12 protein-coding genes are annotated in these 15,486 nt (G+C 26.9%); 10 read left to right on the forward strand and 2 right to left on the reverse strand.

The features are described 5' to 3' along the window. Positions 1–30: 30 nt before the first annotated feature. From pyrH to AFAEC_RS07840, 10 genes are all read left to right on the forward strand, one after another. Positions 31–738, forward strand: coding sequence for a UMP kinase (pyrH, locus tag AFAEC_RS07795; RefSeq protein WP_026805310.1), 708 nt, complete (start codon positions 31–33; stop codon positions 736–738). A 31-nt stretch (positions 739–769) separates the two neighbouring features. Next, the gene (locus tag AFAEC_RS07800; protein ID WP_026805309.1) at positions 770–985 is read left to right on the forward strand and encodes a DNA-directed RNA polymerase subunit omega; all 216 of its coding nucleotides are present in this window, start codon (positions 770–772) and stop codon (positions 983–985) included. 33 nt (positions 986–1,018) lie between these two features. After that, entirely contained in the window at positions 1,019–3,178 is a 2,160-nt protein-coding gene (locus AFAEC_RS07805; RefSeq protein WP_026805308.1) for a RelA/SpoT family protein, read from the forward strand. 14 nt (positions 3,179–3,192) lie between these two features. After that, positions 3,193–4,401, forward strand: a complete 1,209-nt coding sequence (tyrS, locus tag AFAEC_RS07810) for a tyrosine--tRNA ligase (protein ID WP_026805307.1) — start codon at positions 3,193–3,195, stop codon at positions 4,399–4,401. A 12-nt stretch (positions 4,402–4,413) separates the two neighbouring features. Continuing rightward, positions 4,414–5,493, forward strand: a complete 1,080-nt coding sequence (locus tag AFAEC_RS07815; protein ID WP_026805306.1) for a nitronate monooxygenase — start codon at positions 4,414–4,416, stop codon at positions 5,491–5,493. Positions 5,494–5,588: 95 nt separating this feature from the next. Beyond that, the gene (locus AFAEC_RS12240) at positions 5,589–7,019 is read left to right on the forward strand and encodes an N-acetylmuramoyl-L-alanine amidase family protein (protein ID WP_225442368.1); all 1,431 of its coding nucleotides are present in this window, start codon (positions 5,589–5,591) and stop codon (positions 7,017–7,019) included. A 127-nt stretch (positions 7,020–7,146) separates the two neighbouring features. Next, positions 7,147–9,423: a type VI secretion system Vgr family protein gene (locus tag AFAEC_RS07825; protein WP_172658639.1), complete on the forward strand. Its 2,277-nt coding sequence runs from the start codon at positions 7,147–7,149 to the stop codon at positions 9,421–9,423. A gap of 2 nt (positions 9,424–9,425) precedes the next feature. After that, positions 9,426–11,354, forward strand: coding sequence for a T6SS phospholipase effector Tle1-like catalytic domain-containing protein (locus AFAEC_RS07830; protein WP_026805304.1), 1,929 nt, complete (start codon positions 9,426–9,428; stop codon positions 11,352–11,354). A 3-nt stretch (positions 11,355–11,357) separates the two neighbouring features. Then, positions 11,358–12,443: a hypothetical protein gene (locus tag AFAEC_RS07835; protein ID WP_026805303.1), complete on the forward strand. Its 1,086-nt coding sequence runs from the start codon at positions 11,358–11,360 to the stop codon at positions 12,441–12,443. Between the two features lie 107 nt (positions 12,444–12,550). After that, positions 12,551–13,743 (forward strand): IS3 family transposase gene (locus AFAEC_RS07840; RefSeq protein WP_119173158.1). Its coding sequence is split into 2 segments (ribosomal slippage): positions 12,551–12,836 and positions 12,836–13,743, totalling 1,194 coding nucleotides; the frame shifts between segments, so codons are not numbered across the junction. 226 nt (positions 13,744–13,969) lie between these two features. Here the strand turns inward: AFAEC_RS07840 and AFAEC_RS07845 are convergent. Both AFAEC_RS07845 and AFAEC_RS07850 read right to left on the reverse strand, forming a co-directional pair. Beyond that, positions 13,970–14,413: an NUDIX domain-containing protein gene (locus AFAEC_RS07845; protein WP_026805300.1), complete on the reverse strand. Its 444-nt coding sequence runs from the start codon at positions 14,411–14,413 to the stop codon at positions 13,970–13,972. 3 nt (positions 14,414–14,416) lie between these two features. Beyond that, on the reverse strand, positions 14,417–15,484 hold the full coding sequence (locus AFAEC_RS07850) for an LptF/LptG family permease (RefSeq protein WP_026805299.1): 1,068 nt from the start codon (positions 15,482–15,484) through the stop codon (positions 14,417–14,419). Between the last annotated feature and the right edge of the window lie 2 nt (positions 15,485–15,486).

Genomic DNA, 15,486 nt, shown 5'->3' on the forward strand with positions numbered 1-15,486 from the left:
TGCAAAAATTATTAAAAAAAAAGAGAGCATATGAACAAAAGAGTACTTGTTAAATTTTCTGGAGAAGCTTTAGCTGGAGCTGAAGGTTATGGTATAGATACTAAGATTTTAGATTATATTGCAGAAGAGATTAAAACTTTAGTTGAGTATGGTATAGAAGTTGCTATTGTTATTGGTGGGGGAAATATTATTCGTGGTGTTACAGCTGCAGCTGATGGTGTTATAAAAAGAACAAGTGCTGATTATATGGGAATGCTAGGGACTGTAATAAATGGTGTTGCTATGCAAGAGGCATTAGAGCATAAAGGTCTTAATGCAAGATTACAAACTGCAATAAAAATGGAAGAAATAGCTGAACCTTTTATCGTAAGAAAAGCAATGAGACACTTTGAAAAAGGAAGAGTGGTAATTTTTGGAGCAGGTACAGGAAATCCATACTTTACAACTGATACAGGAGCTACTTTAAGAGCTACTGAAATTGGTGCTAGTATGCTGATTAAAGCTACTAAAGTAAATGGAGTTTATGATAAAGATCCAATGAAATTTGCTGATGCACAAAAACTTGATTTTTTAAGTTATGATAGAGCTTTGGAAGACCAAATAAAAGTTATGGATGATACAGCAATTGCTTTAGCAAAAGATAATAAACTTCCAATAGCTGTTACAAATATGAATGAAAAAGGGAACCTTTTAAGAATTGTTCAAGGCGATTATAGTAAGTGTTCAATAGTAAAATAGATTAAACAAATAGATTAAAAAAGGAAAAACAATGGAAAGATTAGAAGAGAGAATTTCAAGAGCGTTAAAACAAGTTGATAATGATAGATATATTCTTGCAGTTGCAGTTGGTCAAAGAGCAGATGAATTAAGTAAAGGGGCAAAACCTCTTTTAAGTCAAAATACTCAAAAAATGAAATATACAGATATTGCAATTGATGAGATTGCAAATGGTCTATTAAAAATTGAGGGACTGGTAAATAAATAAAAATAGCCCTTTGCCTATTTTAAATTATAATATATGAATAATTTTTTTAAAGAAGTACAAACTATTAACACTATTGATGGTGCTATTAACAAACTTAAAACTAGAATTGATATTTCAGAAAAACTCTATGAAATTATCAATTTTATAATTGAAGCACATGAAGGACAATTTAGAAAAAGTGGTGAGCCATACTCTGTTCACCCTATTTTAGTTGCAACAGTAACATCAACATTTTCACAAGATGAAGATGTAATTGCTACAGCTCTTCTACATGATGTTGTTGAAGACACTCCTTTTACTTTGGAATATATCCAAGAAAGATGGGGTAAAAATGTTGCAAATATGGTTAAAGGGCTTACAAAAGTTTCAGATATTAGAGAAGAGAACTTTATAACTTCAAAAGATTCAACTGATGCAAAAATTGTTCAAGCAGCTTTAACATTTAGAAAAATGTTGATTGCTTCAGTTGATGACCCACGAGTTTTAATTGTAAAACTTTGTGATAGACTTCATAATATGCTTACTCTTGGTGTTTTACAACCACATAAACAAAGAAGAATCGCTGAAGAGACTTTAGTTGTTTATGTTCCTATTGCAAACAGATTGGGTATTTCAACACTTAAAAATGAGCTAGAAGACTTAGCATTTTTTTATATCTATCCAGAAGAGTATAAAAAAATAGATGAGTTCTTAAAAGAGAATGAACAATCTATGCAATTAAGCTTCAACAATTTTATATCTGTTACTAAAAATCTCTTAGAAAAAAATGGTTTTGAAGAAAAAAACATCAAAATCTATTCAAGAATAAAGCACCACTACTCAATATATTTAAAAATGCAAAGAAAAGGGATAACTATTGAAGAAGTTCTTGATTTATTTGCAATTAGAATTTTAGTTCCAACAGATATTGAGTGCTATAAAGCTTTAGGTCATATTCATCTTGAATTTAAACCTCTTGTTTCTAGATTTAAAGATTATGTAGCAACTCCTAAAGAGAATGGTTATCAGACAATTCATACAACAGTTTTTTATAACTCAAAAATCTATGAAATTCAAATTCGTTCTTTTGATATGCATAGTATTGCAGAATATGGAATTGCTGCTCATTGGGCATATAAAAGTGGGGAAAAAAACAATACTACAAACACTAATGCTAATCTAAATTGGCTAAAATCTTTAGAGTTTTCAAATGATAATATTGAAGAGTTTTATAATGAAACTAAAGAAAATCTATTTAATGATGAAATAATTGTTTATTCACCAAAAGGTGAAGTTTTTATCCTTCCAATTGGCTCAACTGCTTATGATTTTGCCTTTGCAGTTCATACAAATGTTGGAGAAAAAGCAGTTTCTTGTTATATAAATAAGATAAAAAAACCTCTTTTAACAGTTTTAAAAAGTACAGATATTGTATCTATTGAAGTAGGAGAAGAGACTATTGCTAGATGTTCTTGGATAGATATGCTAAAAACTCCTAGAGCAAAAAAACAGCTAAAAATTTTATGTACTCAAAGACAAAAAGAGATAGATAAATTATCAGGAAGAAATATATTAAATACAGTTTTTTCAAGATATTATGAAAATATTTTAGAAGTTCATAATATTGATAACATCTATAAAGTTCCTCAGGTTCTAAGCTATTTTAAACATGCAAAACTCCTTCTTGAAAAACGCATTACTAAAGAAAAAGGTTTAATGGCTAGATTTAAAATTTTAACTAGTAAAATAAAAGAGTTTAAGTTTGACAATATGATGATTTACTCAAATTTCAATATAAATTCTATCTCTTTTGACCACTGTTGCCATCCTAAATTTGGTGATGATATTGTTGCTTTTAGAAATGGAAATGATGCAATAATCCACCATAAAATGTGCGATAAAGCATATTCAAAGATTAGAGCAAACCACCAAATGCTATTTTGTACATGGACAGATAGTAGTGTATTTAGATATAAAATGTTAATTAGCATTCCAAATACAAAAGGTGAATTAGCAAAAGTATTTAACTATTTATCAAAAAATGATTTCTATATTTTAGTTGTAAATTTTGGAAGACAAAAACACACTTATAATCAATATTGTGATATAGAGTTTGAAACAAATAAATCAAATATAGATGAAGTTAAAAAAATTGTAGAAAAAGAGATAAAGGTTATCGAATTTTTATCAAAAAAAGATGCATATAATAAATAAAGGTTTAATAGATTATGGAAAATAAAATAAATGAAGCAATAAATGAGATAAAAAGAGGAACAGCTGAAATTATTGATATTGAAGCAATAGAAAAATTAATAAAAAAATATTTTGAAACAGGTGAAAATTTCTATGTAAAAGCTGGTTTTGATCCAACTGCTCCAGATATTCATTTGGGACATACTGTTCTAATTCAAAAATTGGCAACTTTCCAAAAATTTGGAGGAATTGTTCAATTTTTAATTGGAGATTTTACTGCAACAATTGGAGATCCAACAGGAAAAAGTGAAACAAGAAAAGTTTTAAGTAGAGAACAAGTTCTAGCAAATGCTGAAACTTATAAAGAACAAGTTTTTAAAATTTTAGATCCTAGTAAAACAGAAGTTGTATTTAATAGTACATGGTTAAAAGAGTTAGGAACAGCTGGACTTATAAACTTAGCTTCAAACCTAACAGTTGCTAGAATGCTTGAGCGTGATGATTTCTCAAAAAGATATAGTTCAAATACGCCAATTGCAGTTAGTGAATTTTTATATCCCCTACTTCAAGGTTATGATTCTATCGCTCTAAAAAGTGATGTTGAATTAGGTGGAACAGATCAGAAATTTAATCTTTTAATGGGAAGAACTTTACAAAAAGCTTATGACTGTAAGAAGCAACAAGCAGTTTTAATGATGCCAATTTTAGAAGGTCTTGATGGAGTTCAAAAAATGTCAAAATCTTTAGGTAACTATATAGGAGTTACAGATGAGCCTTTTGATATGTTTGGAAAAGTTCTTTCAATTAGTGATGAGCTTATGTGGAGATATTTTGAACTACTATCTTCAAAATCACTAAAAGAGATTGAAGAGATTAAAATTGGTGTAAATAATGGTAGTTTACACCCTAAAAAAATAAAAGAGGAATTAGCTAGTGAAATAGTTGATAGATTTCATGGTATTGGAGCTGGAAGTGAAGCAAAACTTGAATTTGAAAGAGTTTTCGCAAAAAAAGATATTCCAACTGATATTGAAGAGTTTATATTTGAAAATGAGATTTGGATTTGTCAAGCTTTAGTTGATTCAAAACTTGTTGATTCTACTTCTCAAGCAAGAAGAGATATAAAAGCAAATGCAGTATCAATAAATCAAGAAAAAATTAGTGATGATAAGATAAATTTAACAAAAGGTGAATATATTTTACAAAAAGGTAAAAAAAGTTTCGCTAAGATAGTAATAAAATAAGAAGGGCTAGTTGTGAAAATAGGAAAATATGAGATAAAGCACCCAATTATTCAAGGTGGTATGGGTGTTGGAATAAGCTGGGATCAATTAGCTGGGCATGTTAGTCTAGAAGGTGGTTTAGGAGTAGTTTCAGCTGTTGGAACAGGGTATTATAAAAAACTAAGCCCAAAAACAAATATTATTATGAAAAAAGACAAACCTAAAGAAGTTTTAAATTTTTATAGCAAAGGTGCTTTAAAAGAAATTTTTGAAAATGCAAGAAAAATATGTGGAAAACTACCTCTAGCTTGTAATATTTTATATGCAATCAATGATTATGGAAGAGTTGTAAAAGATGCTTGTGAAGCTGGTGCAAATATAATTATTACAGGAGCTGGAATCCCTACAAATATGCCAGAGTTTACAAAAGATTTTCCCAATGTTGCATTAGTTCCTATTGTTTCAAGTGCAAGGGCTTTAAAACTGATTTGTAAAAAATGGCAAAGATATAACAAAATTCCTGATGCAGTAATTGTTGAAGGTCCATTAAGTGGTGGTCATCAAGGTTTCAAATATGAAGACTGTTTTAAAGAAGAGTTTCAATTAGAAAATATCGTTCCTCCTGTAATTGAAGAGGCAAAAAACTGGGGAGATATTCCAATTATTGCAGCTGGTGGGATTTGGGATAAAAAAGATATAGATAAGTTCTTAGCTCTTGGTTGTGCTGGAGTTCAAATGGCTACAAGATTTATTGGAACATTTGAATGTGATGCAGATAAAAACTTCAAAGATGTTTTATTAAATGCAAAAGAGGAAGATATTATTTTAATGAAATCTCCTGTTGGACTACCTGCAAGAGGAGTTAAAACAAATCTTCAATTTGCGATAGAAAATCATACTGCACCAAAAGTTCAATGTATTTCAAACTGTGTATCCCCTTGTAATCGTGGGCATGAAGCAAAAATTGTAGGATATTGTATAGCTGATAGATTGGGTGCTGCATACAAAGGTGATGTTGAAACAGGACTATTTTTCTCTGGTTCAAATGGATATAAAATAGATAAAATAATCTCTGTAAAAGAGTTAATGGAAAAATTAACTAAGGGAGAATAATTATTTTAAAAGTTCTTTTAGGAGTTTTCCTTTTTTTTAATCTCTGCTTTGCAGCAACTTTAGAGGAGCAATATAGAGATGCAAAAATAGAGTTTTTGAAATCATCTTTAAAAAAAGATGATAATCAAAAAATTTCTGATTTAAAAAAAGTTATTGATTTAGGGAAAAAACTCAAAAAAGACACAACTCCTGATGAAGCAAAATTAAGAATTTTAGAAGAGAAACAGACAAAAGTAACTACTTCAAAAGTTTTAACAAAAAAAGAGCCTGAAAAAAAATTAAATACTCCAACAAAAAAACCACAAATTGCTACAAATCAAACCTCAAAAATAGAAGAGACAAAAAATAACTCAAATATAGATAATGAAAATTTAATAAAACAGATATCTAAAAATGATAATAAAATTATTGTAAAGTTCAACCAAAATATAGATAAAAGCTTTTTAAACCATAAAGGAGTAAAAAAAGAGAATATCTATGAATATACTTTTGAAATAAATGGAAAATATAAATATACAAATCCAACAAAAATAGATATTGATGGAATTGATAAAATTACAACTTTAGATACAAATAATAAGACAATAATAAAAATAGAAAATAGTTCAAAACCAAAAATATCATTTATGTTAAAAACTGATGAATTAATAATTATGGCTGAAAGTGATTCTATTTCTAAAAAAGAAACTCTTCCTCAAAATAATGTAGAGCAAAAGAAAGAAGAAGTAAAAAAAGAACCTATAGAAAAAGAGAAAACTGTAGAGAAAGTTAAAGAAAAAACAGATACAAAAATAAAAGAAGTTGTAGAAAAAGAGCCTGCTTTAAAAAATACAACTACCATATCAAAAAAAAGAACTATTGTAATTGATGCTGGACATGGAGGAAGTGATGTTGGAGCTGTTGGTCCAAATAAAAGATATGAAAAAGTAATAAATCTTGAAGTTGCAAAATATCTATACGGTATTCTAAAACAAAGAGGATATACTGTATATCTTACAAGATCAACAGATGTATTTATAAAAGTTATGGATAGAACAATTCTAGCAAATGAAAAAAATGCAGACCTATTTCTCTCTATTCATACAAACTCTATGCCAAAAGAAAAAGCAAATAATACAAGTGGTATTGAAACATTTTTTCTAAGCCCAGCAAGAAGTGAAAGAGCAAAAAAAGTGGCTGCTTTAGAGAATAAAGATGATATTAGGGAGATGAATGAGAGTTCCAAAAGTGCATTTTTAGAAAGCCTTAATCGTCCTAGAATAACAGCCTCACATAAATTTGCAATAGATGTACAAGCTGGACTTTTACAATCAGCTAGAACAAAATATAAGGATGTAAAAGATACAGGAGTAAAAGAGGGTCCATTTTGGGTTCTAGTAGGTGCTCAAATGCCATCAATATTAATAGAATTAGGATTTATATCCCATTCTGAAGAGAGCCGTAGACTATATGAAAAAGAGTATCAACAACTTTTAGCAAATGGGATTGCTAATGGTATAGACTCTTACTTTTCAAAAAATCCTTAATTTTTTAATAAAATATAAAAGAAAACCCAAATTTTAATATCTTTATAAATTATCTTATACTAATATTTTTAGTTATTTAATTTTCTAATTTGAATCATTAAATCATAATCCAAACTAAGAGTAACATATGCAAAATCTAAATTTTCTAAAAGATCAAATAAAAGATATCAAAGATACGATAATGAATAATCAAAAAGAGATTCAAGAGATAAAAGGAAGGTTAAAACTTTTAAACTATAAAAGTAATGATTTATATGGGAATACAGATGGGAATTATTCAATCTATAATTTAGAAGGGAAAAGTGGAGTAAATAAAGTATATGAATATGAGATAACCTTTATAAGTAATGAAAGAATAGAAGTAGAAGATATAGTAGATACAGATGTAGAGATAGTTTTAGAGGATTTAGTAAATTTAAAATCTTGTAAAACAATCTTTGGAAAGATTTATAAAGCTAGTGAAGATAGTATAGTATCAAATAAATATATGTATAAAATAGAAGTGGTACATCCAATATACTATTTGGGATTAAATAATAAATATGAGATATATCATAGTCTAAGTGCAACAGATATTATAAATAAAATAGTAACAAGATATAGAGCCTTATTAAATATTTCATTAGAGATAAGAGTAGATAATATAAAATATCCAATAAAAGATTATACAACCCAATATAATCAAAGTGATTTAGAGTTTATCTTAATGCTTTGTGAAGAAGAGGGATACTCTTTAATATTTAAAGAAGATGATAATAGTAGCTTTAAAATAGTATTGTGTGAATTAAATGATTATGTAGAGAAAATAGATAGTAAGATATTGTGTACATATAATCATAAAATAGAGTTTAAAGCAAGTAAACATATAGAAGATTACTATGATAAGAATAATCCAAGCCAAGAGTATAAAATAGAGAAAACAAAGGTAGTAACTAGTAGTAAGATAAAAGATAATGCAAGTAGTAAACAATTAAGAAATGATATAGAAAAAGAGAGCTTTAGAGATAAACTAAACTTGTTAAATGAAAGCTTGTATGAAGATTTAAATAGATACACAAATATAGATACAAATAAAGAGTATAGTCAATCAAATATAATAGAAGCAGTTTCAAATGAATTAATAGTAAAAGATAGTTTAAATGCCTTAATAGTAAGTGAAAAAGAGAATAAAGAAGAAGATGTAATAATAATAGAAGTAAACTATAAAGCATACTTTCCAAATGCCTTAGAAGAGTATTCAAAACTAAATGATATAAAAGATATAAACTCAAATATGCAATATAGTGTAGAGTTTAAAGCAATCCCAAAAGATATAATATATAAACCCAAAGTTACAATAAAAAAACCAAAGATATATGGAGTACAAACAGCAATAGTAAGCTCTCAAGATGTAAATAACTCACCAATAAACCAAAATCAAAATAGTATAGATGTAGATGAAGAAGGAAGAGTAAGAGTTCTGTTTCATTTTGAAAGAAATAAAACAACCTCTTGTTACTTAAGAGTATCAAATCTATCTAGTGGAAATAATTATGGCTCACAATTTATTCCAAGAGTAAATAGTGAAGTAATAGTAAGCTTTGTAAATGGTAACCCAGATTGCCCAATAATAATAGGAACTTTGTATAATGGTGAGAATAAAATACCTTACCCACTCCCAGCTAATAAAACAAAAAGCTATATAAGAACATATACAACTCCTCAATATGAAAATGAGGAAGGATATAATGAAATACTCTTTGAAGATAAACAAGGAAATGAAGAGTTAAATATAAAAGCTCAAAAAGATATGAATACTCTAATACTAAATGATGAGACAAAAATAGTTAAACATAATCAAAGTAATCTAATAGAGAATGATAAAAAAGAAGATGTAAATAATAACTCAAACTTAAATGTAAAATCAGACTATACAATAAATGTAAATAAAAACCTAATACAAACTGTAGAAGAAGAGAAAATAACAACTGTAAATAAAGATTATAATATCTATGCTAATAAAGATTTTAATATTTTAGTAAAAGATAATCTAAATATCTTTGTAGAAGAAAATATAACAACTACAATAAAAAATATACTACATACTTATGTAGAAAAAAATAAACAAGATAAGTTTTTGCAAAACCTATACCTAGAGATATTAGAAGATTATGGATTGGAAATAAGTAATAGTCTTCATATAACATCAAATCATGTTAAATACGAAGCAAAAGAAGAACTAGACCTAGATGCTTATAATGAAGTGGTATTAAGATGTGGAAACCATTCACTTTCAATAAATAGTAGTGGAGTACATTTTCATACTTCAAACTACAATAGTAATAGTCCTTATAGTGGGGTAGTGGCTAATGATGCAGAAATATTAAAAAGTTTATTTAGTTTAGAACCACAAGGAGATGAGTGATAATGAGAGAGTATTTTGTAAATGAAAATCTAACTATAAAAGCACAAACTTTAGGTATAAAAAATGGAGAAAAACTAAAATTAGAACTAATAATGCTTGAAGAATATCACGGAACTAAACTTAAAATAGAAGATTTGGAAAATAAAAGTTTTGAAGATATTGAACTAAAAAAAGCTACTAAGAATGTAGATAAGAATAAAGAGCTAACAATATCTGAAGATAGTAGTTATAAAAAGGTTATAAAAGAAGATATAGAAGCACAAAATGATAGAGTGGAATATAAATTTAAGATAGAGGAATTAGTAGAACAAGAGAATATAAGAAAAGTAAACTATATTGTAGCTTGGATAGATTTAGATGGAGATGGAATAAGAGAGTATGATGAAGCAATAATAATGAAGATAAATCATAACCTAGCAAAAGGTAATCTAAGAATAGGAATATTTTTTGATGGAACAGGAAATGATATAAGTAATAAAAGCTTAACAGAGAATTCTTTATCAAATGTAAGAAAACTTTTTGAAATATACCCAAATCAGCTTATAGAAACTAGTAAAAAGCAACAAAAAGAGGATGAAGAGTATAGAAAAAGATATGGAATTGATAATGCTAATAGACCAAAAGTAAATATCACAAATGAAGAAAAATTTCCACAAACAATGTGTGCTTATGTAAGAGGTGTTGGTTCAATATCAAGTACAGAGTCTAAAGATTTGTTTACAGGTGGAGCATTTGGAAGTGGAGGAATTGAAAGAGTACAAGGGATGCTTTATTATATAAATATTGCAATAGAAGTTTACTTTAATAAATATTTAGAAAAAGAAGGTATAGGATACTATCCAATAAACCTAGAGTTTGATATATTTGGATTTTCAAGAGGAGCTGCACTTACAAGACATTTTGTAAATGTTATAAAAGAGCATGGTGTAGATTATAATAAAGAGTTTTATTATAATCCTGCAAAGATAAGAGTAAAAACTCTAAATATCTTTGATACAGTTGCTTCATTTGGAAAGCCAGGAAATGATATAAATATAGGATTTAATTTACATATAAAACCAAGTTTCATAATAGATAAAGTAAATCATTTTTTAGCAGATGATGAATTTAGAGAGAATTTTCCAGCACATTTAATATCTAATAATAAAGAAGATTACCCAACAGAATTCATTAAAGATAAGTTTGAAGAGCTTGTATTTTTAGGAGCACACTCTGATATAGGAGGTGGTTATCCTGAAGCTAAATTTGAACATAATGTATCTAATAATGAACTTTCTAAATATTATTTAGAGATAATGCATAGCAAGTGCAAAAAAGTAGAAGTTCCTTTAAATGATTTACCTGATAATTTAAAAGCGAATAAAGAAGTTACAGAATACATAGACTATTTTGATAACCAATATAAAATCTATCCAAATCTAAAAGTAGCCCATAAAAGACTAAGAGAGATACAAGCATATTTATCTCATAAATATATAGATTATCAAATAAGTAATTTAAATCAAGAGAAATCTCTATTATCAATAAATGATAATTCTAATAATTTAAGTTATTCTGAAAAAATAAAAAAAGAGAAAGATATTGAAAATAAAAAACAGCTTTTAAAAGATAAGTACTATTTTTATAATTTAATAGATAGTGATTTATATTATAAAGATATATATAAAGAAGTGATGGATGAACTTTTAGAGATATTTCAAGATAGATATGAATTAGAAGAGTTTATAAAACAAAGTAATGATTTTCAAGATAAATATGTACATCGTTCTTTCTATAGTTCATTTGGAATGAGTCCAAGAATTGAAAATAAGAGATATCATAGAATATACTATACAACAGAAATTCAAAAAGATGTTGTAGATAAACTAGATGCAGAGATATTTTACTCAAATGCAGATGTTTTAGAAAACGAAAGTTCAAATATAGGATAAAGAATGAAAAAATATATATTAGCAATTTTAACTTTAGGTTTATTTACAGCTTGTTCATCTTCAAGCTTTGATTTAAAAACAAAGAGTAATGATTATACATATACAACTTATGTTGAGCCACTAAGATATAATAAAGAAAATGGTGGACATTTAGTTGTTATTGCAGGTGAAAATCATACAGATTATGCTGTTTTTCAATTTGAACCAACAGATAATCAAAAAAATAAAGAGATACAAGAAGCTTATCCTGAATTTCCATATACTTCTTACTGGAAAATAGGAAGGAATCCTTTAGGTATGGAACCTAATTATAGTGAGTGTGGGGAATATATACCATTATATAAAATTGATCCAGTTACAGAAGAGGAAATAGAGGCATATAATAGAATAAAAGATGATAAAAAATTAGATGCAGAGTATAGAAAAGTAAAAAAAGAGGAAGCAAGATTGCGAGAGATAGAGCGTGAAGAACATAATAAAAAAAGAAAAATACAAAGAGCTTGTGAAAATAATATTTCAGAAATATTCAACTCACAAACAACATATAAATATTACTATGCAAAAATGCCAGAAAATCATCTAGTACACTATCCAAAAAAAAGTGAACTACATTTTAGGTGGAATTTATCTTTTTATATTGGTGGAGTAAATGATTTAAAATTGAAATCTGTACCAGAAATATATAAAAACAATCTTGATAAACTAAGAAGTCATAAATGCCATAAATGGGGTGGAATAGATAATACTTGTTATGATTTGCCGAATGGAGATAAAAATATATATTATGCACTAAGAGAAGAGTTATATACAGAAGTAAATAGGAAAAAAGAAGAGCCAAATAAAGCTTTACTAGATGTTAGAGTTTCAGAACCATTAAATTGGATACAAATAGATGGTATAGAGATAAATAAAGATATATTTGATTATTTAGAAAAAGTTTGTAATATTGGTTCTTTAGTTTGTCATTTAAATGATTATACAGGAGCTTTAACACAAGAGCAAAAAGAGTATATACAAAAAGTAAAGTGGAAAAAAGATGTTACTTGGACAGATGAACTTTGGAAAGAGAAAGCTAAAATGAAGTATTAATCTTTGAAAATAAGATTTCTCTACAAACTGATCCGGCTACACTAAGACATACTTAGAGATTTAAAAACATCTAAGTTAAAATAATAAGTATGAAAGAAGTAGAAAAAATGAGAAATAGTAAATATACTAAAGAGTTTAGGGATGAAACTGTACAATTAATTTTGAATAGTGAAAAGTCTGCAATGCAAATTGCGAAAGATCTTGGAATAAATGATAAAACAATTTATAATTGGATTAAAGTTTATAAAAAAGAGAACAATATAACAACTCCTATTGATGAAACTAAAAATCAATCTAAATCTTCACAACAAGAATTACTTGTAGAACTCAAACAACTACGAGCAGAGAATAAATTACTCAAACAAGAAAGAGATATTCTAAAAAAGGCAACAGCATACTTTGCAAAAGAAACTCTATAAAGTATGCTTGGATAAAGGAGCATAAAAAGAGTTTCAATATAAAACTTATGTGTAAAGTTTTTAAAGTTGATAAAAGTAGCTATTACAATTGGGTCAAAAATGGCAGTCTAATTCAAAAAGTTGATGAGAAACTCAATGAACTAATAGAGATTATATTTCTTCAATCAAGGCAAACATATGGCACAAGAAGAATCAAAAATAAACTTCTTGAAAGATATGGTGTAATAGTTTCAAGAAGACGAATTAGAGATATTTTAAAACAATTGGGATTGTTTGTAAAAATGAAACGAAGATTTAAAGTAATGACAACAGATTCAAATCATAATTTACCAATAGCTCCAAATATTTTAAATAGAGATTTTTATGCTTCAAAAGTAGATGAAAAATATGTAGGTGATATAACTTATATTCCAACAAGTGAAGGATGGTTGTATCTTGCAACTGTAATTGATTTATATTCAAGAAAAATTGTTGGTTGGAGTATGGATGAAACAATGAAAGTTTCACTTGTAAATGATGCTTTAAAGATGGCTCTTATTTCAAGAAATCCTGATAAAGGATTAATTTGGCATACAGATAGAGGGAGTCAATATACTTCTTATGAACATAAAGATTTATTAAAAAGACATGGAATAATTCAAAGTATGAGTCGAAAAGGAAATTGTCATGATAATGCAGTAGCAGAGAGTTTTTTCCATACATTAAAAACTGAATTAATTCATCATGAAATTTATCATACAAAAGAACAAGCAAAAAGATCAATATTTGAATATATAGAAGTATTTTATAATAGAGAGAGAAGTCATAGTGCAAATAATAATTTATCACCAGTAGAGTTTGAAGAAAAACAAAAATTGTTACAAAAAGAAATTGCTGCTTAGGAATATTTATTTCTGAGTATGTTTTAGGGTTGACAGATCAATATCCTACACTATCTCAATTACATACTCTTGATACCTTAATAAAACAATAGGAAGAAGAATATAAAACTTTAAAAAAAGATTGTAAAGATATTGAAGCTTTCTTAAAATATAAAGATAAAAGTTCATTACTTAAACTATAAGAAAAAAATATCGGCCCTATTTCTTTTTAATTAAGCAAAAATTGTCAATGATAGAGACTCTTACTTTTCAAAAAATCCTTAATATCTTTTATTAAAACTTTTTGTTTAGATTTTATTTTTGGAAGCTTATTTATAGAGAAAAATCTAACTTCACAATTTTCCCAAGATAAATACTCTGGTTTTAATCTATCTTTTTCAAAATATTTATCCAAATTATCTATATTTGAAGCATTTACAAGCCAAATTCCTACATTTTTTTCTAGATTTATTTGTTCAAAATACTCTTCAAAAAGTGCAATATCAACATTTATAGAAGATTCTTCAAAGAACTCTCTTTTAGCACACATATATGCACTCTCATCTTTATCTTTACTACCTTTTAGGCATCCCCATTTATCACCACTTGCAACACCTAAGCAAAGTAGAATTTTAATATCTTTTTTAGAAACCTTATATAAAACAATTCCGTAAGATTTAACATTTACCATATTTTATGCTCTTAATTTTTTAAAATAAAAGTATGTAGAAAATAAAAACCACATAAATAGTGGTAATATTATAGATAATTCAGGAATGATTGCTCCAGAATTTGTAAGTTTATAAAGCATAAAAAAGACTCCCCAAACTACTAAAGTTCCAAAAACTGAAGATGAAACAAACTTTCCTAAATTAAAAAATCTACTATTTAGTGAAGAGTAAGCATAAATTAAAAAAAGTATAGGAAAAATAAAAAATGGAATAAAAAGTTGATTATAAATTATACTTCTTATCTTTTGCGTATTTATCTCCTGCTTACTTAATATCATCCAAGCAGAAATTGCATCAAATAAAGAGTATTCAGATTTATTTTCATAAACATTATTTAAAATCTTTGGTTTAAACCCTTCTAAAATAGTTAAACTATCAATATAACCTATATCTAATTTCGAGTTATTTATATCAATAATTGAAGGTTTTTGTACGATTTTAACATCATTTATTTCCCACTTATCATCTTTGAACTTTCCAGTTTTTGCTATTATAGTTTCAACTAACTCATTATCTTTTATCTTAAAAACATGGACATCTTCTGCTTTTTGTTCAAGAGGTAAAAGTTTTTTAAAATATACAAAATAGTCATCAAATTTTAAGAAAATATCATTTTTTGTACTTGAGAAATACTCATTATCCAAAATCTTCTTTTTTTGGTCATAAGAGTATGCTAAAGGTGTTGTTTGAAGTGTAATTAAAGTAAAAATTAAAGTTAATGCACTAAAAACTATTGGTGATAAGATATCTTTTCTTGAAGCACCCAAAGCATTAAATGCTACAAATTCATTATTTTTAATAAAAACTACTAAAGTTACAATCCAAGCAAAAACAATAGATAGTGGAAGAGCTAAAGTTAGAGTAAAAAAAGCATTGTATAAAATATATAAAAGCTGTAAATTTGCAGATTCTGGAATATTTTTAAAATTTTGTAAATAATCTATTCCTACAAAAAAAATCTCTAAAGAGATTAAAACTATAACAAAATTCTTAAGATATTTTTCCAATAGATATTTTGATAATGTACTCATAT

Source organism: Aliarcobacter faecis (genome assembly GCF_013201705.1).
GTDB classification, from domain to species: domain Bacteria; phylum Campylobacterota; class Campylobacteria; order Campylobacterales; family Arcobacteraceae; genus Aliarcobacter; species Aliarcobacter faecis.